The organism is Streptomyces sp. NPDC026672 (genome assembly GCF_040638185.1).
GTDB lineage: Bacteria > Actinomycetota > Actinomycetes > Streptomycetales > Streptomycetaceae > Streptomyces.
This window is the reverse complement of record NZ_JBEZXS010000050.1, coordinates 1-16681: the sequence shown is the minus strand read 5'-3', so window position 1 is coordinate 16681 and position 16681 is coordinate 1. Positions and strand designations below refer to the sequence as shown.

General features: G+C 72.8%; 16 protein-coding genes and 1 pseudogene. 11 read left to right on the top strand and 6 right to left on the bottom strand.

Annotation, left to right across the window (positions count from 1 at the left end; all coding sequences use genetic code 11):
* Positions 1 to 2: 2 nt before the first annotated feature.
* Complete coding sequence (locus tag AB0F77_RS36765) at positions 3 to 986, top strand: aldo/keto reductase (RefSeq protein ID WP_361957045.1); 984 nt, start codon at positions 3 to 5, stop codon at positions 984 to 986.
* Between the two features lie 90 nt (positions 987 to 1076).
* Entirely contained in the window at positions 1077 to 1667 is a 591-nt protein-coding gene (locus tag AB0F77_RS36760; RefSeq protein WP_361957042.1) for a type 1 glutamine amidotransferase domain-containing protein, read from the top strand.
* A 33-nt stretch (positions 1668 to 1700) separates the two neighbouring features.
* Here AB0F77_RS36760 and AB0F77_RS36755 read toward each other — a convergent pair whose 3' ends face one another.
* From AB0F77_RS36755 to AB0F77_RS36745, 3 genes are all read right to left on the bottom strand, one after another.
* Entirely contained in the window at positions 1701 to 2180 is a 480-nt protein-coding gene (locus AB0F77_RS36755; RefSeq protein WP_361957039.1) for a nuclear transport factor 2 family protein, read from the bottom strand.
* Positions 2181 to 2310: 130 nt separating this feature from the next.
* Positions 2311 to 2730 carry a CBS domain-containing protein gene (locus tag AB0F77_RS36750; RefSeq protein ID WP_361957036.1) on the bottom strand — a complete coding sequence of 140 codons (420 nt, stop codon included), beginning with the start codon at positions 2728 to 2730 and terminating at the stop codon, positions 2311 to 2313.
* Between the two features lie 15 nt (positions 2731 to 2745).
* Positions 2746 to 3837 carry an enolase C-terminal domain-like protein gene (locus tag AB0F77_RS36745; RefSeq protein ID WP_361957033.1) on the bottom strand — a complete coding sequence of 364 codons (1092 nt, stop codon included), beginning with the start codon at positions 3835 to 3837 and terminating at the stop codon, positions 2746 to 2748.
* A 303-nt stretch (positions 3838 to 4140) separates the two neighbouring features.
* Between AB0F77_RS36745 and AB0F77_RS36740 the strand changes: the two genes are divergently transcribed.
* Complete coding sequence (locus AB0F77_RS36740; RefSeq protein WP_361957030.1) at positions 4141 to 5460, top strand: NAD(P)/FAD-dependent oxidoreductase; 1320 nt, start codon at positions 4141 to 4143, stop codon at positions 5458 to 5460.
* A gap of 75 nt (positions 5461 to 5535) precedes the next feature.
* Here the strand turns inward: AB0F77_RS36740 and AB0F77_RS36735 are convergent, their stop codons facing one another.
* A complete protein-coding gene (locus tag AB0F77_RS36735) occupies positions 5536 to 5706 on the bottom strand; it encodes a hydrophobic protein (RefSeq protein WP_361957027.1) in 171 nt (56 codons plus the stop codon).
* Positions 5707 to 5880: 174 nt separating this feature from the next.
* Here AB0F77_RS36735 and AB0F77_RS36730 point away from each other — a divergent pair, with 174 nt between their 5' ends.
* The 6 genes from AB0F77_RS36730 to AB0F77_RS36705 all read left to right on the top strand — a co-directional run bounded on the left by AB0F77_RS36730 (position 5881) and on the right by AB0F77_RS36705 (position 12932).
* Complete coding sequence (locus AB0F77_RS36730; RefSeq protein WP_361957024.1) at positions 5881 to 6675, top strand: SigB/SigF/SigG family RNA polymerase sigma factor; 795 nt, start codon at positions 5881 to 5883, stop codon at positions 6673 to 6675.
* A gap of 203 nt (positions 6676 to 6878) precedes the next feature.
* On the top strand, positions 6879 to 10139 hold the full coding sequence (gene fdh / locus AB0F77_RS36725; protein WP_361957022.1) for a formate dehydrogenase: 3261 nt from the start codon (positions 6879 to 6881) through the stop codon (positions 10137 to 10139).
* A gap of 32 nt (positions 10140 to 10171) precedes the next feature.
* The gene (locus tag AB0F77_RS36720; RefSeq protein ID WP_361957155.1) at positions 10172 to 11059 is read left to right on the top strand and encodes a 4Fe-4S dicluster domain-containing protein; all 888 of its coding nucleotides are present in this window, start codon (positions 10172 to 10174) and stop codon (positions 11057 to 11059) included.
* 26 nt (positions 11060 to 11085) lie between these two features.
* Entirely contained in the window at positions 11086 to 11988 is a 903-nt protein-coding gene (gene nrfD / locus AB0F77_RS36715; RefSeq protein WP_361957152.1) for an NrfD/PsrC family molybdoenzyme membrane anchor subunit, read from the top strand.
* Positions 11989 to 12141: 153 nt separating this feature from the next.
* Positions 12142 to 12408: a hypothetical protein gene (locus AB0F77_RS36710; protein WP_361957020.1), complete on the top strand. Its 267-nt coding sequence runs from the start codon at positions 12142 to 12144 to the stop codon at positions 12406 to 12408.
* Positions 12405 to 12932, top strand: coding sequence for a monovalent cation/H+ antiporter complex subunit F (locus AB0F77_RS36705; RefSeq protein ID WP_361957017.1), 528 nt, complete (start codon positions 12405 to 12407; stop codon positions 12930 to 12932). The genes AB0F77_RS36710 and AB0F77_RS36705 overlap by 4 nt, the downstream gene beginning before the upstream one ends.
* A 30-nt stretch (positions 12933 to 12962) precedes the next feature.
* On the opposite strand, the pseudogene AB0F77_RS36700 reads toward AB0F77_RS36705, so the two are convergent.
* Both AB0F77_RS36700 and AB0F77_RS36695 read right to left on the bottom strand, forming a co-directional pair.
* Positions 12963 to 13519: pseudogene (locus AB0F77_RS36700) on the bottom strand (LLM class flavin-dependent oxidoreductase).
* A gap of 75 nt (positions 13520 to 13594) precedes the next feature.
* Positions 13595 to 14140: a type 1 glutamine amidotransferase domain-containing protein gene (locus tag AB0F77_RS36695; protein ID WP_361957014.1), complete on the bottom strand. Its 546-nt coding sequence runs from the start codon at positions 14138 to 14140 to the stop codon at positions 13595 to 13597.
* Between the two features lie 121 nt (positions 14141 to 14261).
* Here AB0F77_RS36695 and AB0F77_RS36690 point away from each other — a divergent pair, with 121 nt between their 5' ends.
* Together AB0F77_RS36690 and AB0F77_RS36685 are read left to right on the top strand one after the other, a co-directional pair.
* On the top strand, positions 14262 to 14489 hold the full coding sequence (locus AB0F77_RS36690) for a hypothetical protein (RefSeq protein ID WP_361957011.1): 228 nt from the start codon (positions 14262 to 14264) through the stop codon (positions 14487 to 14489).
* Positions 14490 to 14677: 188 nt separating this feature from the next.
* Entirely contained in the window at positions 14678 to 16522 is a 1845-nt protein-coding gene (locus tag AB0F77_RS36685; RefSeq protein ID WP_361957008.1) for a transketolase, read from the top strand.
* Positions 16523 to 16681: the final 159 nt, after the last annotated feature.

Genomic DNA, 16681 nt, shown 5'->3' with positions numbered 1-16681 from the left:
CCTTGAAGAAGACCAATCTCGGCGGCCAGGGCCTGGAGGTGTCCGCCCAGGGCTTCGGCGCCATGGGCATGAGCGCGTTCTACGGCAGCGCGGACGAGGCCGAGTCCGTCGCGACCCTCAACCGCGCGGTCGACCTCGGAGTCACGTTCATCGACACCGCGGAGGCGTACGGCCCCTTCGAGAACGAGAAGCTCCTGCGGCGGGCCCTGGGAGGACGCCGCGACGAGATCGTCCTCGCGACGAAGTTCGCCACCGAGTTCGACGACGACGGTGTGCCCCACGGCATCAACGGGAGCCCCGAGTACGTGCGCCGGGCGGCCGACCGCTCCCTGCGCCACCTCGGCACCGACGTCATCGACCTCTACTATCTGCACCGCACCGACCCGTCCGTGCCCATCGAGGACACCGTCGGCGCCATGGCCGAACTGGTCCGGGCGGGCAAGGTCCGCCATCTGGGCCTGTCCGAGGCGTCCGCGGAGACCATCCGCCGGGCCCACGCCGTCCATCCGCTGACCGCCGTGCAGTCCGAGCTGTCCCTGTTCAGCCCGGACCTGCTCACCAACGGGATCAAGGCCACGCTCGACGAACTCGGCATCGGCCTGGTCGCGTTCTCGCCGATCGGCCGCGGGTTCCTCACCGGCGCCATCCGCAGCCCGGACGACCTGGAGCCGGACGACGCCCGGCGCACGCTGCCCCGCTTCTCCGCGGAGAACATCGCGGCCAACCTGGTCCTCGTGGAGAAGGTCCGACTGCTCGCGGCGGCCCGGGACGTCACACCGGGCCAGCTCGCCCTGGCCTGGGTGGCCGCACAGGGCGCCGTGCCCATCCCCGGCACCAAGCGGCGCGCGTACCTGGAGGAGAACGCGGCGGCCGCCGACATCACGCTTACGGCCGACGAACTGCGCGCCCTCGACGAGGCGGTCCCGCACACCGAGGTCGCGGGAGCCCGCAACACCCCGGCGGGCCTCGCCTCCAGCAACCGCTGACACCGCCGATCCGAAGCGCCGGACGGCGACACCAGAAACACCGGAACACCAGCAACACCGGAGACGACCGTGACACAGGAGCATCCCGTCGTGAACACCCCCGTGAACACCCCCGTGGACAACCGCGCAGCCCTGCGCCCCGACGTGCCCCGCACGGGCCGGGTGGCCGTCCTCACCGCCGACAAGGTCGAGGACGTCGAGTTCTTCTACCCCTACTACCGCTTCGTGGAGGAGGGCTACGACGTCGACGTCCTCACCCCGGACGGCGGCCCGCTGACCGCCTACCGCGGCATGCGGCTCCAGGCGACCAAGCCGCTCGCGGAGGGCGAACCCGCCGACTACGACCTGCTGTTCATCCCGGGCGGCCTGGCCCCCACCGCCCTGCGCGAGAACCCGGAAGCCCTCGCCTTCGTGCGGGAGTTCGCCGGGTCGGGGAAGCCGATCGGCGCCGTCTGCCACGGCCCCCAACTGCTCGCCGCCGCCGGGCTCGTGGAGGGACGGTCCTTGACGTCCTGGCACGAGGTGGCGCCCGAGATCGTCGCGGCGGGCGGCACCTACGTGGACGAACCGCTGGTCGAGGACGGCCCGTTCCTCACCTCGCGCAAGCCCGGCGACCTGCCGGTCGAACTGCACCGCATGCTGGAACTGCTCGGCCGCGAGGCAGCGGTGTCGGCGGGCTGACGCGGTTCCGCCCGGGAACGGGGTTCGGGCCGGTCACGCAGCGAGTGCGGCGACGTCGGCGAGGAAGGTCGGGTTGCCCGTCGAGTGGGTGGGCACCAGGCTCGCGTGGCTGATGCGCCAGCCGTCCGGCGTCCGCACGAGACGCTGGGTCCCCTTGCCGAAGATCGTCCACGTGTTGCGCGCGGGGTCGTCGCCCAGGGCGGGGTGGACGTGCAGCGCCTCCTCGTAGAAGCGGACGGTGGCCTCGTCGCCCTCGACGTCCACCACGAAGCTGGAGAGCTGGTGCTGGGTGACCGTTACCGGACCGATCACCCGCTCGGCGTTGGCCCGGGTCTCCCGGGCGGTCATCGGGCCGCCGGCGCCTCCGCCGCCGTTGTCGTTCACGCCGCCGAAGTCCACCGAGACCCGCTCGGCGTGCAGGGCCTCGTAGCCGTCCCAGTCCTTGTCGTCCGCGAGCACGAAGCCGCGGGCCACGGTGTCGATCGCGCTGACGATGTCCGCGGTCGTCGTCATGTCGTCTCCCTCGATCCCCTCCGCGATATGCGGAAGATGTTTTCCGGTCATGTGTCGACTGTAGCACGTAACCGGAAATGGCTTTCCGTTTGAGTGGAGGGGGCCGGCCCGCCCCGGGGAGGACCGGGCACTAGCGGTTCGGTCTCGCCCTGGTGATGCCGGCGAGCGCCGAGTCCGGGTCCTGGGCCACGGCGACGTCCCCCAGGGTGAGCGTGCCGACGAGACGGCCCCCGTCGACGACCGGCAGCCGGCGCAGGGCGTGCTCGCGCATCAGCCGGACCGTGTCGTCGACCGTGTCCCCGGGCGCGCAGGTGACCAGCTCCCTGCTGCACACCTGCCCCACGGTCGTCAGCGAGGGATTCCGCTCGTCGGCCATGGCCCGGACGGTCAGATCCCGGTCCGTGACCACCCCGCGCACCCGCTCCGCGTCCACGACGACGACCTCGCCGATGCCCCGCTCCCGCATCAGCCGCGCCGCCTCACGGATCGGCGCCCGCTCGGTCAGCGTCACCGGGTGGGGCGTCATGATCTCCCGTACGCGCTGTGTCATGCCGTACCTCCTCCGCTACGCGACCCGGTAGCGGGCCGCGTCCTGGGTGCGCAGGGTCAGGCCGTGGCCGGGGCCCTGGAAGGGCTGGACCGTGCCGCCCGTCGGGTCCAGGGTGCCGTCGAAGAACATCGACTCGATGCGCACATGGTCGTGGAACCACTCGATGTGCCGGAGGTTCGGGATTGCGGCCGCCACGGCGGCGTGCGCGTGCGGCGCGCCGTGGGCGGAGACCTCCAGGCCGTGGGCGTGCGCGAGCGACGCCGTGCGCAGGAACTCGGTGATGCCCCCGCAGCGCGTCGCGTCGATCTGGAGGCAGTCCACCGCGCCCGCGCCGATCATGCGGGCGAAGTACGGCAGGTCGTAGCCGTGCCGGCCCGCCGCCACGTCGCAGTCGAGCGTGTCGCGCAGCAGCCGGAGACCGGCCAGGTCGTCGGACGGCACGGGCTCCTCGAACCAGCTCACCCCCAGCCGGGAGAGCGCCTGGCCGCCGCGCAGCGCCTGCTTGGGAGTGTGGGCGCCGCCGCCGTCGACGTACAGCTCGGCGTCGGGACCGATCGCCCGGCGGGCCGCGCGCACCCGCGCCAGGTCCCCGTCCAGCTCCCCGCCCCGGCCGGGCCCCGTCCTCATCTTGACCCGCGGGATGAGCAGCCCGTGCACCCACTCGGCCAGCTGTGCGACCAGCCGCTTCTCCGAGTACGTCGTGAAGCCGCCGCTGCCGTAGACCGGGACCGACGCACGGGCCGAGCCCAGCAGCCGCGCCAGCGGCAGGTCCAGCAGCCGCGCCTTGAGGTCCCACAGGGCCAGGTCGAGCGCCGAGATCGCGCAGCCCGTGATCCCGGGGCGGCCGGCGTCGCGCACGGAACGGCACATCGCGTCGTGCAGCGCCGGGATGTCCAGCGCGTCGTGCCCCTCGACCAGCGGTGCCAGGTGCTCGCCGAGCATCAGCCCGACCGACGCGGGGCCGTAGGTCCAGCCGGTGCCCGTCAACCCGCCGGCCGAGACCTCGGCCAGCACCACGGTCGTCGAGTCCCAGGCCAGCGTGGCGTCCGCCTCGGGGGCCTCCGTCGGCACGGTGTAGACGGACACTTCGGGCTGGCGCAGTTTCATCACACCTCCCCGTGCACCCTGATCAGTCGCCGTCCGGCAGTCGCGGCGGCGGGCCGCATTTCCCGCACGACGGCGACTCGCAGGGAAGCAACGCGCGCGACAGGACCTCGCACGACGGGGAGCAGCCGTCCTCGGGCATGTGTCTTTCGCCTCCACGGGGGTCGGGGGCCGGTCGTCCTCCGAGTAACCAGCGGCCCGGGGCGGAAACCGGGTGCGTCCGGGCCGTCGCACCGGCACGTTTGACCGCCCGGGTGAGGGGGACGCGGGACGGGTCCTACGCGCCGCAACGTCCGGAGGCACGCCATGGGGCGACCCCGCATCCTGATCGTCGGTGCCGGCTTCGCCGGGTACCGCACGGCCCGCGTCCTGTCACGGCTCACCCGGCACCGGGCCGAGGTGATCCTGCTCAACCCGACCGACTACTTCCTCTACCTCCCCCTGCTGCCGCAGGTCGCCGCCGGCATCCTGGAGCCGCGCCGCGTCACGGTGTCCCTGTCGGGCACCCTGCCGCAGGTGCGCCAGGTGCTCGGCGAGGCCGTGTCCGTCGACCTCGACGCACGCACCGTGCGCCACACCGACCCCGAGGGCGGCCACGGCACCCTGACCTACGACCGGCTGGTGCTGGCCGTCGGCAGTGTGAACAAGCTGCTGCCCATCCCCGGTGTCGCCGAACACGCCCATGGTTTCCGGGGGTTGCCCGAGGCGCTGTATCTGCGCGACCACGTCACCCGGCAGATGGAACTGGCCGCCGAGGCCGGACCCGAGGCGCGGGCCGCGCGGTCCACGTTCGTCGTGGTCGGCGCCGGCTACACCGGCACCGAGGTCGCCGCGCACGGCCAGATGTACACCGACTCCCAGGTGCGCGAGGACCTCCGGCGCTCCGGTCACCGGCCGCGCTGGATGCTGCTCGACGTCGCCCCGCGCGTCCTGCCCGAGATGGACGAACGGCTGTCCGCCACCGCCGACCGGGTGCTGCGCGGACGGGGTGTCGAGGTGCGCATGGGCACCTCCGTGCAGGAGGCCACACGCGACGGAGTCCTGCTGACCGACGGGGAGTTCGTGCCCACGCGCACCCTGGTGTGGTGCGTGGGCGTGCGCCCCGACCCGTTCGTGGAGAGCACCGGGCAACCCCTGGAGCGCGGGCGGCTGGTCGTCGACCCCTATCTGCAAGTCCCGGGCCGGACCGACGTGTTCGCCTGCGGCGACGCGGCGGCCGTGCCCGACCTCGACGACCCCGGGTCGTTCACCGCGATGACCGCGCAGCACGCCTGGCGGCAGGGCAGGGTCGCCGCGCAGAACGTGGCCGCCTCGCTCGGTGTCGGGGAGCGCCGGCCCTACCGGCACGCCGACCTCGGCCTCGCGGTCGACCTCGGCGGGGCGAAGGCCGCCGTCAACCCCTTCGGAGTCCCGCTGCCCGTCCCGCTCGCGGGAGCAGTCACCCGGGGTTACCATCTGGCCGCGATGCCCGGAAACCGCGTCCGGGTCGCCGCCGACTGGCTGCTGGACTCCGTACTGCCGCGCCAGGCCGTGCAGTTGGGCCTCGTGCGGTCCTGGTCCGTGCCGCTCGACACCTCGTCGCCCGAACTGGCGCGGGTGCCCGGCGGGCCCGGCGAGCGGCACTGACGTCCCGGGAGCGGCACCGACAGAAGAAAGCCGGGGAACGGAATTCCCCGGCTTTCCCCACGCTGGTGGGTTTCCTCACCATCGATACCAGCGGCCCCTGCCCCCACTGGCCGACGTTCCGCGGACGAGGAATCCCAGAAGCCACACCACGAGCACGACGAGAGCGATCCACCACAGGATTTTCAGGGCGAAGCCGGCGCCGAACAGAATGAGTGCCAGAAGAAGAACGAGCAGAATAGGAACCATGATCCGAACCTCCTGAACCCTCGGGTGCCCAGGAATTCGGGGATCAGGCGTCCTCCCCTTTCGTTCCCCTTTCGCGCTGCGACGTCATGTCGCGCGTCACGCGCGTGTTTGCCCGTCCCCGACCCGGGCATGGGCAAAAAGAGTGTTTCGTCCCCGAGGGAGTTGCGACGCATCATGCGAACCACTGCACATGCGCAGCACCATCCGCACGACGACGCCCCCGACACACGGGAGGCGTTCCGGGAACTGGCCGCGTTGCCGGAAGGACAGCGGCACGACACGCTGCGTGAGGAGATCGTCGAAGCCTGGCTGCCGATGGCCGAACGCCTCGCGGGGCGGTTCCGCAGCCGGGGCGAGAGCTACGAGGACCTCTGCCAGGTGGCGGCGCTCGGCCTGGTCAAGGCCGTCGACCGGTACGACCCGGAGCGGGGCAAGGCGTTCGAGAGCTACGCCGTCCCGACGGTCACCGGCGAGATCAAGCGGCACTTCCGCGACCACACCTGGACCCTGCACGTGCCACGCCGGGTCCAGGAACTGCGCAACCGCGTCCGCGTCGCCTGCCAGGAGCTGTCCCGCGGCGTCACGGACCACCGGCCCGCCGTCGCCGAGATCGCCGCGCACACCGACCTCAGCGAGGAGGACGTACACGCCGGCCTGGAGGCGCTGGACAGCTACAGCGCACTGTCCCTGGACGCCGAACTGCCGGGCGGCGACGACGGGTTCTCGCTCGCCGACGCCCTGGGCGAGTCCGAGCCGGACTACGACGTCGTCGTGGACCGGGAGGCCGTCAGGCCCCATCTGGAGGCGCTGCCCGAGCGCGAACAGACCATCCTCTACATGAGGTTCTTCAAGGACATGACCCAGAGCAGCATCGCGCGGGAGCTCGGCATCTCCCAGATGCACGTCTCCCGTCTGATCAGCCGTTCGTGCCACCAGGTGCGCGACGAGGTGCTGAGGAACGCCGCCTAGGGTCACCCCGGTCCGTCGGGACACCGGGTGCGCGGCCCCCACGGGAGCGCGCGTATGTCGTACGGCGTACCGGATGCGTTCCCGGGTACCCGGCGCCACGGAACCCGCCCGCCCCTCGGGTCGCGACCGCACCGTCGCCGCGCGAGCCTGGACGAGGGACCACCGGACGGAGCCGGACCATCCCGCGACACGAGGACGCCGTCATGAGTGTGTTCGAACCCCTGCGCCGCTGGCCGGTCTACCGCCAGCTGACCGGCGCCGACCCGCTCGGCCGGGGCCGGGCCGCCACGTCGCCGCGGACCGAGCGGCTGCGACCGCGCACGGACACCGCCGACCGCGTGGTCAAGTCGGTGTGCCCCTACTGCGCCGTCGGCTGCGGCCAGCAGGTGTACGTCAAGGGCGACGAGGTCGTACAGATCGAGGGCGACCCCGACTCGCCGGTCAGTCGCGGCCGGTTGTGCCCCAAGGGCTCGGCCACCCTCCAGCTCACCACCGGCTCCGCCCGCGGCCACCAGGTCCTCCACCGCCGTCCGTACGCCACCGAGTGGGAACCGCTCGACCTGGAGACGGCCATGGACATGGTCGCCGACCGGGTGATCGAGACCCGGCGGCGCGGCTGGGAGTGGGAGCACGAGGGACTGCGCACCGCCCGCACCATGGGCATCGCCAGCCTGGGCGGGGCCACGCTGGACAACGAGGAGAACTACCTCATCAAGAAGCTGCTGACCGGCCTCGGCGTGGTCCAGGTGGAGAACCAGGCCCGGGTCTGCCACAGCTCCACCGTCGCCGGCCTCGGCACCAGCTTCGGCCGGGGCGGCGCCACCACCTTCATGCAGGACCTCCAGCACGCCGACTGCATCGTCATCGAGGGCTCCAACTTCGCCGAGGCCCACCCCGTCGGCTTCCAGTGGGTGATGGAGGCCAAGGCGCGCGGCGCCCGCGTCATCCACGTCGACCCCCGCTTCACCCGCACCAGCGCCCTCGCCGACCTGCACGTGCCGATCCGCGCGGGCAGCGACATCGCCTTCCTCGGCGGGATCGTCAACCACGTCCTGACCGAGGAGAAGGACTTCCGCGAGTACGTCCTCGCCTACACCAACGCCGCCACCCTCGTCGGCGAGGACTTCAAGGACACCGAGGACCTGGGCGGGATCTTCTCCGGCCTGGACGAGGAGCGCCACCACTACGACCCGACGAGCTGGAGCTACGAGAGCGGCCAGGTCCAGCAGCCCACCGGCGAGGTGGACGAGCAGTACGAACAGCGCGCCGCACAGGCCGCGGACCGGCCGCCCGGCAGCTCCGAGACCCACGGCTCCGGCGGCGCCCAGGCCCACCCCGTGCCCGCCCGCGACGAGACGCTCCGGCACCCGCGCTGCGTCTACCAGATCCTCAAGCGGCACTACGCCCGCTACACCCCCGAGCTCGTGGAGCAGGTCTGCGGCATCCCCCGGGACACGTTCCGTCAGGTCTGCGACGCCCTGACCGCCAACTCCGGGCGGGAACGCACCAGCGCCTTCGTGTACGCCGTGGGCTGGACCCAGCACACCACCGGCTCCCAGTACATCCGCGCCGCGAGCGTCCTCCAGCTCCTGCTCGGCAACATCGGCCGGCCCGGCGGCGGCATCCAGGCCCTGCGCGGCCACGCCTCCATCCAGGGCTCCAGCGACATCCCCACCCTGTTCAACCTGCTCCCCGGCTATCTGCCCATGCCGCACGCCCACGCCCACGAGACGCTGGACGACTTCATCGCCGCCAGCCGCACAGACAAGGGCTTCTGGGGCGAGATGCGGGCCTACTTCGTGTCCCTGCTGAAGGCGTACTACGGCGACGCGGCGACGGCCGACAATGACTTCTGCTTCGACCACCTGCCCCGGCTGACCGGTTCGCACAGCACCTACGACACGGTCATGGCGCAGCTCGACGGGGACTGCAAGGGCTACTTCCTGCTGGGCGAGAACCCCGCCGTGGGCTCCGCCAACACTCGCCTCCAACGCCTCGGCATGGCCGAACTGGACTGGCTCGTCGTACGGGACTTCTCCCTCATCGAGTCCGCCACCTGGTGGCGCGACGGCCCCGAGATCGAGACGGGCGAGCTGCGCACCGAGGACATCGCCACCGAGGTGTTCTTCTTCCCGGCCGCCGCCCACACCGAGAAGTCGGGCTCCTTCACCAACACCAACCGCTGGCTCCAGTGGCACCACGCCGCCGTCGAACCGCGCGGGGACGCCCGCAGCGACCTCTGGTTCATGTACCACCTCGGCCGCCGCATCAAGGAACGCCTCGCTTCCTCCACGGACCCCATGGACCGGCCCATCCAGGACCTGACCTGGGACTACCCGGTCGAGGGGCCGCTGCGCGAGCCGGTGGCCGCCGCCGTGCTCGCCGAGATCAACGGACACGGCCCCGACGGCGCGCCGCTCAGCGCCTACACCGAGTTGAAGGACGACGGCTCGACCCGCTGCGGCTGCTGGATCTACTGCGGTGTCTACGCCGACGGCGTCAACCAGGCCGCCCGCCGCACCCCCCGTACCGAACAGGACTGGGTGGCGGCCGAATGGGCCTGGGCCTGGCCCGCCAACCGGCGCATCCTCTACAACCGGGCCTCCGCCGCCCCCGACGGCACCCCGTGGAGCGACCGCAAGGCGTACGTGTGGTGGGACCCCGGAGAACGGCGCTGGACCGGCCACGACGTGCCCGACTTCATCCCCGACCGGGCGCCCGACCACGTACCCCCGGACGGGGCGAGGGGACCCGACGCGCTGCGCGGCGACGACCCGTTCATCATGCAGGCCGACGGCAAGGGCTGGCTCTACGTCCCGGCCGGTCTCGAGGACGGCCCGCTGCCCACCCACTACGAGCCGCAGGACTCGCCGTTCACCAACGCCCTGTACCCCGACCGGTCCCGCTCTCCCGTACGCCGGTCGATGTCCCGTGAGGGCAACCGCTACCACCCGAGCGGCACGGAGCCCGGCGCCGACGTCTACCCGTACATCGTCACCACCCACCGGCTCACCGAGCACTTCACCGCCGGCGGGATGAGCCGCTGGTCGCCCTATCTGTCCGAGCTCCAGCCGGAGTTCTTCTGCGAGGTCTCGCCCGAACTCGCCGCCGAACGCGGCCTGGAGCACGGGGGATGGGCGACCGTCGTCACCGCGCGCAACGCCGTCGAGGCCCGGGTGCTGGTCACCGAGCGGATCATCCCGCTGACCGTGCACGGCCGCCGGGTCCACCAGATCGGCCTGCCCTTCCACTGGGGGCCGAACGGCGTGGCCACCGGCGACGCCGCCAACGAACTGGTCGCCATCGCGCTCGACCCCGACTCCCACATCCAGGAGGACAAGGCGCTGACCGCGGACATCCGCCCCGGCCGCCGCCCGCGCGGACCGGAACTGCCCCGGCTCGTCGCCGACTACCGGCGCCGCGCGGGGATCACCGCGAGCACGGGGACGGAGGCCCGCCCGTGAACCTCTTCGACAGCGACCTGTTCACCCGCAACCTGTTCAGCGGCCCCGAGGAGGACCCGGCCGGGGACGCCGGACACGAGGACGCGCCGCCGCGCGTCGGCTTCTTCACCGACACCTCCGTGTGCATCGGCTGCAAGGCGTGCGAGGTCGCCTGCAAGGAGTGGAACGCCGTCCCCGAGGACGGCCTCTCCCTCACGGGCATGTCGTACGACAACACCCAGGCCCTCGGCGCCTCCACCTGGCGGCACGTCGCCTTCGTCGAGGAACGCGTACCCGCACCCGAGGGCCGCACCGAACTCCCCCTCGCCGACGGGGGGCGGAGCGCACCCGGCGAACTGCGCTGGCTGATGTCGTCGGACGTGTGCAAGCACTGCACCCACGCCGCCTGCCTCGACGTGTGCCCCACCGGCTCCCTCTTCCGCACCGAGTTCGGCACGGTCGTCGTCCAGGAGGACATCTGCAACGGCTGCGGCTACTGCGTACCCGCCTGCCCCTACGGCGTCATCGAGCAACGCGAGGGCGACGGACGGGCGTTCAAGTGCACCCTCTGCTACGACCGGCTCGGCGCCGGACAGGAGCCCGCCTGCGCCAAGGCGTGCCCCACCGAGTCCATCCAGTTCGGTCCCCTCGACGAACTGCGCGACCGCGCCGCCGCCCGCGTCTCGCAGCTCCAGGACGAAGGGGTGCCCGGAGCGCGGCTGTACGGCCACGACCCCGAGGACGGCGTCGGCGGGGACGGCGCGTTCTTCCTGCTGCTCGCCGAACCCGAGGCCTACGGCCTCCCGCCCGACCCGCAGGTCACCACCCGCGACCTGCCCGCCATGTGGAAGCACGCGGGAGCGGCGGCCCTCTCCCTGCTGGCCGGCTGCGCCGTCTCGTACGCCCTGCCCGCCCTCGCACACAAGGGGCGGGGCCGGTGAGCGGGCGCCGCAGGGGAGAGCAACTGATGGTGGACCGCGCCGAGTTCACCTCCTACTACGGCCGCCCGGTCATCAAGGCGCCGTCGTGGGCACCGCGCGACATCGCGGGCTACTTCTTCCTCGGCGGGCTCGCCGGAGCGGGCTCCGTGCTCGCCGCCGGGGCACAGCTCACCGGGCGGCGCACGACCGCGACCGCGCTCAAGGTCTCCTCGCTGACGGCCGTCTCGCTGTCCGCCGCCGCCCTCGTGCACGACCTCGGCCGGCCCGAGCGGTTCGCCCACATGCTCCGGGTCGTCAAACCGACCTCGCCCATGAGCATGGGCTCCTGGCTGCTGTCCGCGTACGGCCCCGCCGCCGGCGCCGCGGCCCTGAGCGCGGTCACCGGCCGCGCCCCCAGGTCGGGTGCCGCCGCCACCGCCGTCGCCGCCGCCCTCGGCCCCGCCCTCGCCACCTACACCGCCGTGCTCGCCGCCGACACCGCCGTCCCCGCCTGGCACGGCGCCCACCGCGAACTGCCCTACCTCTTCGCCGCGTCCGCGACCGCGGCCGCCTCCGGCATGGCCCTCGTCGCCGGACCGCGTGCCGAGAACACGCCCGCACGCTGCGCAGCCGTGCTCGCCGCGGCCGGCGAGACCCTCGCGAGCAGGGCCGCCGAACGCGCCATGGGCCCGGTCGTCGCCGAGACCTGGCGGGAGGGCAGGGGCGGACGGCTGCTGCGGGCCGCACGCGTCCTGACCCTCGCCGGGGCCGCGGGCGCCGCCCTCGCCGGACGCAGCAGGCCGGCGGCGCTGGCCGGCGGACTCGCCCTGCTCGCCGGGTCGGCCTGCACCCGCTTCGGGATCTTCGCCGCGGGCGTCGCCTCCGCCGAGGACCCGAAGTACACCGTCGTCCCCCAACGAGCCCGCCTCACGTCCGACGACCCGCGGTGAACGCCGCCGTGGCGGCTGTGCGCCGGGGGCCGGGGGTGCCGGTGCCGGATGCGGATGCGTTGACGCCTCGTCGTCCGCGACACGCGGTGAACCGTGGTGTGGCACCCGGACGGCGGGCGAAGCGCATGGTTCTGTACCGGATGTCGAGGGTCCATGCGGATGTCGGGGGTGGTGTGGGAGATGAACGGCCGCGGACTCCGGCGTGCGCGGCGGGACGCCGTCACCTTTGTGGTGTGGTGGCCCGCCCTGTTCGGGCTGTGGCTCGTCCTGATCGGACCCGTCGACGTCCTGGAGGTCGTCGTGGGCGCCTCGGCCGCCGCGCTGGGCGCCTGGGCGGCCTGCCTGGCCGTACGCGCCGTCCGGGACCAGCACCACGACGTCCCGCCGAACCCTCCGCCCGGGGACGGTGACCGCCGTTGAACCCCTGGCTCACCACCGCCTTCGTTCTCCTCCTGGCCGGCGCCCCGCCGACCGTCCGGGCCGTCACGACCGGACCGCTGCGGCGCAGGGTCACCGGCCAGAACACCGCCACGCTCCTCTTCTGCCTGGTCCTGCTGCTGCTCGCCCAGGGCTACGGCCGCCCCTCCTACACCGACGTGGCCCTGCTGCTGGCGCTCCTCGGACCGGCCGGCACCCTGGTGTTCGCCCGGCTGCTGGCCGACGACCTGCCCACCGCGCGCCGGCAGATGTACGTCACGATCGTGCTCGCGGCCGTCCTCACCGCCGGTGTGCTCGTCCCGCTCTGCCTCGCCGCCCCGCCCGGCCGCACCACCGTCAAACTCCTGCTGACCGGCGCCCTGCTGGTCGCCGGGAACCTCGTCGCGGGCCTCGCCACCGGGGTGCTGCACGCCGTCCACCCGTCCGGCGGCGGCACTTCGCCCCACTGGACCGTCACGGGTGTGCTCCTCGGCCTGCTGGTGCTGCCAGGTGTGCTCGGCACGTGACGGCGAGGGTTCCCGGAACCGCGCGGTGCCTCAGCCGAAGGCGTCGCGCAGCGCGGGCAGCAGGGACTTGGCGGACCACTCCAGGAAGCCGGGCTGGGAGTCGCCGCCGATCTGCACCAGCGCGACCTGGGTGAACCCGGCCTCTGCGTACGGGCGTACGGCGTCCACGAACGCGTCGACGTCGTCGCCGCACGGAATCGACGCGGCCACGTCCTCCTCGGTGACGAACCGGGTCGCCGCCTCGAAGGAATCCGGGTGCGGCAGCTCGGAGTCGTGGCACACGGGCAGTTGACCCACCCGGGGCTTGCCCCCGCCCCCGTGCCGGTCGAACGCCTCCAGCAGCCCCGCCTTCGGCTCCGTGGCGATGACGAGGTCGGCGTACCGCCCCGCGAGGGCGCAGGACTGCTCGCCGGACACCGCAATCCCGAGGGGCACCGAGACCGAGCCGGAAACGGCCCTCGGAGAGCAGTTGCAGGGTCGCCGCCTTCTGCGCGACCACCGCGGGGTGATAACGGAAGGTGGGGCCACGGGAAATAGTGGTCGCTCGTCACCTGTTCCGTCATCATCGTGTATCCGATTTCGAGCATGGTCCCCGCGTCCCCTCGTTCCCCCGCGTCAAACGAGGTTCGTACGCCGGGAGAATTCCCGGGCCGCCGGACCGCTCATGGTGTCGACGTCCTCGCGAATTCCTTGGTGAAGGCGTCCGTGAACGCCTTGAGATCGCCGGGATTGCGGCTGGTGATGAGTGTGTTGGGGCCCGCGCCGCACACCTGGACCGTCTCGTCCACCCAGGTGCCGCCCGCGTTGCGGATGTCCGTCCGCAGACTCGGCCACGACGTCAGGGTCCGCCCGTCGACCACGTTCGCCTCGACCAGCGTCCACGGCGCGTGACAGATGGCCGCCACCGGCTTGCCCGACTCGAAGAACGACCGCACGAACCCGACCGCCTTCTCGTTCATGCGCAGGGCGTCCGGATTGGCGACACCGCCCGGCAGCACCAGCCCGCCGAACTCCGCCGGGTCGGCCTCGTCCACCACCTGGTCGACGGGGAACGTGTCCGCCTTGTCGAGATGGTCGAACGCCTGCACCCGCCCCGGCTCCGTCGAGACCAGCACCGGTGTGTCACCCGTGGCGACGACGGCCTGCCACGGCTCCGTCAGCTCCACCTGCTCGATGCCCTCGGGGGCCACCAGAAACGCGATCCTCACCTCTGCTCACTCCTCTCCATGACCGGAAGGGACCGGACGACCGGAAGCGACCGGCCGCATACCGGTTCACGCCCCGGGTACCCGGAGCCCGCGAGGCAATCGCACAGAAAGGTGATATTCCATGGGTCTCGGAGGATGCATCGTCCTGATGGCCGTCGGAGCGATTCTCACGTTCGCGACGGACTGGCACGTCAAGGGCGCGAATCTCGATGTGATCGGACTGATCCTGATGGCGGTCGGGCTGATCGGCACGGTGGTGTTCGCGAGCATCGCGCGCCGCTACAAGGTGATGGTGCCGCCGTCGTCCCCGGTCGTGGGCGAGCGCGGCTACCCGAACGACCACGAGTGACCGGCGGTGCCGGCGGTGCCGGCGGTGCCGGCGGTGCCGGAACCGGCCCGCGGCCGTACCCGGGTTTCGGCCCAGGACGTGCGGACACCCGGGGACCCGTCCGGGACAGGAGGCTTCCCGCAGGCCGGCGGGACGCGGCCCGTCGGCCGGGCGCCGCCGACGACCCATCCCGAAGGAGGAATCCCACGATGCGCTCCGAGGAACTGGTGGAACTGGGACAGCAGTTGCGCGTGGACGCGGTCCGCGCGGCCGACGCCGCGCAGTCGGGCCACCCGACGTCGTCGATGTCGGCCGCCGACCTGGCAGCCGTCCTGCTGGCCCACCATCTGCGCTACGACTTCGACCGGCCCGGCAACCCGGGCAACGACCGGCTGATCCTCTCCAAGGGCCACGCGTCGCCCCTGCTGTACGCGCTCTACCGCGCGGTGGGCGTCGTCGACGAGGCCGAACTGCTCACCTTCCGGCGCGACGGCAGCGTGCTGGAGGGACATCCCACCCCACGCATCCCCTGGGTGGACGTGGCCACCGGCTCCCTCGGGCAGGGGCTGCCCATCGGCGTCGGTATGGCGCTCGCCGGCAAACGCCTCGACCGGCTGCCGTACCGCGTGTGGGTGCTGTGCGGCGACAGCGAGATGGCCGAGGGCTCGAACTGGGAGGCCGCCGAGGCCGCCGCCTACGACGGACTGGACAACCTGGGCCTCATCGTCGACGTCAACCGGCTCGGCCAGCGCGGACCCACCCGCGAGGGCTGGGACCTGGACGCCTACGAACGCAGGCTGCGCGGCTTCGGCTGGCACACGATCGAGGTCGACGGCCACGACGTGGAGGCCATCGACGCCGCCTTCGCCGAGGCCACCACGACGACCGGCAGGCCCACGGCGGTGCTGGCCCGTACCCACAAGGGCCGGGGCGTCGCCGAGACCGAGGACGCGGAGGGCTTCCACGGCAAGCCGCTGCCGCACCCGCAGGAGGCCGTCGAGGAACTGGGCGGGGTGCGCGACATCCGTGTCGAGGTGGCCGCGCCGCCCGAGCTGCCGCCCCGGCCGACATCCCCGTCCCGGGAGGCCGCGTTCCCCCGCTACGACGTCGGCGACGAGGTCGCGACCCGCGACGCCTACGGCGAGGCCCTGGCCACGCTCGGGGCGGTGCGCGGCGACGTCGTCGCCCTGGACGGGGAGGTCGCCGACTCCACGCGGGTCCAGGCGTTCGCCAAGGCCCACCCGGACCGCTACTTCGAGTTCTACATCGCCGAGCAGCAGCTCGTGGCCGCCGCGGTGGGCATGCGGGCCCGGGGCTACCTGCCGTTCGCGACGACCTTCGCGGCCTTCCTCACCCGGGCGCACGACTTCATCAGGATGGCCGCCGTGAGCGGCACCGCGATCCAGCTCTGCGGCTCCCACGCAGGCGTGGCCATCGGCCAGGACGGCCCGTCCCAGATGGGCCTCGAAGACCTCGCCATGATGCGCTCCGTGCACGGCTCGACCGTGCTCTACCCCTGTGACGCCAACCAGACGACCCGGCTGGTGCGGCACATGGCCCAGCTCCCCGGGATCGGCTACCTGCGCACCAGCCGCGGCGCCACACCGGTCCTGTACGGCCCCGACGAGGAGTTCCCCGTCGGCGGCTCCCGCGTCCTGCGCGCCAGTGAGCACGACCGGGTCACCGTCGTCGCGGCCGGTGTCACCGTCCACGAGGCGCTGAAGGCCGCCGGCATGCTCGCCGAGGCCGGGATCGCGGTCCGGGTGATCGACCTCTACTCGGTCAAGCCCGTCGACGCGGAGACGCTCCAGGCGGCGGCCGAGGCCACGGACTGCCTGCTGACGGTCGAGGACCACCGGTCCGAGGGCGGGATCGGCGACGCGGTCGCGGAGGCGTTCGCCGACGGCCGTCCGCAGCCGAGGATGGTCCGGCTCGGCGTGCGCACCATGCCGTCCTCGGCGACCCCCGAGGAGCAGCTGCGCCACGCGGGCATCGACGCCGACTCGATCGCCGCGGCGGTGAGCCTCCTGGTGGGGCATGCGATAACCATCTGACCCGTCTCCCGGGTCGTTCCCCGGCCGCGGCTTCGTCGTGGCCGGTCGCGCGGGGGGGGGCCCCCCCCCCCCCCCCCGGGCCCCCCCCCCCCCCCGCCCCCCCCCCCCCCCCCCCGGGCGGGGGGCGGGACAAAAAAAGGAAAGGGGGGGGGAGGGGGA

Excerpts from the sequence above, each read along its gene's own strand:
- AB0F77_RS36690 (WP_361957011.1), top strand. The coding sequence starts at position 14,262 with ATGGGTCTCGGAGGATGCATCGTCCTGATGGCCGTCGGAGCGATTCTC.
- AB0F77_RS36685 (WP_361957008.1), top strand. The coding sequence starts at position 14,678 with ATGCGCTCCGAGGAACTGGTGGAACTGGGACAGCAGTTGCGCGTGGAC.
- nrfD (WP_361957152.1), top strand. The coding sequence starts at position 11,086 with ATGGTGGACCGCGCCGAGTTCACCTCCTACTACGGCCGCCCGGTCATC.
- AB0F77_RS36710 (WP_361957020.1), top strand. The coding sequence starts at position 12,142 with ATGCGGATGTCGGGGGTGGTGTGGGAGATGAACGGCCGCGGACTCCGG.
- fdh (WP_361957022.1), top strand. The coding sequence starts at position 6,879 with ATGAGTGTGTTCGAACCCCTGCGCCGCTGGCCGGTCTACCGCCAGCTG.
- AB0F77_RS36740 (WP_361957030.1), top strand. The coding sequence starts at position 4,141 with ATGGGGCGACCCCGCATCCTGATCGTCGGTGCCGGCTTCGCCGGGTAC.
- AB0F77_RS36735 (WP_361957027.1), bottom strand. The coding sequence starts at position 5,706 with ATGGTTCCTATTCTGCTCGTTCTTCTTCTGGCACTCATTCTGTTCGGC.
- AB0F77_RS36750 (WP_361957036.1), bottom strand. The coding sequence starts at position 2,730 with ATGACACAGCGCGTACGGGAGATCATGACGCCCCACCCGGTGACGCTG.
- AB0F77_RS36730 (WP_361957024.1), top strand. The coding sequence starts at position 5,881 with ATGCGAACCACTGCACATGCGCAGCACCATCCGCACGACGACGCCCCC.
- AB0F77_RS36755 (WP_361957039.1), bottom strand. The coding sequence starts at position 2,180 with ATGACGACGACCGCGGACATCGTCAGCGCGATCGACACCGTGGCCCGC.
- AB0F77_RS36745 (WP_361957033.1), bottom strand. The coding sequence starts at position 3,837 with ATGAAACTGCGCCAGCCCGAAGTGTCCGTCTACACCGTGCCGACGGAG.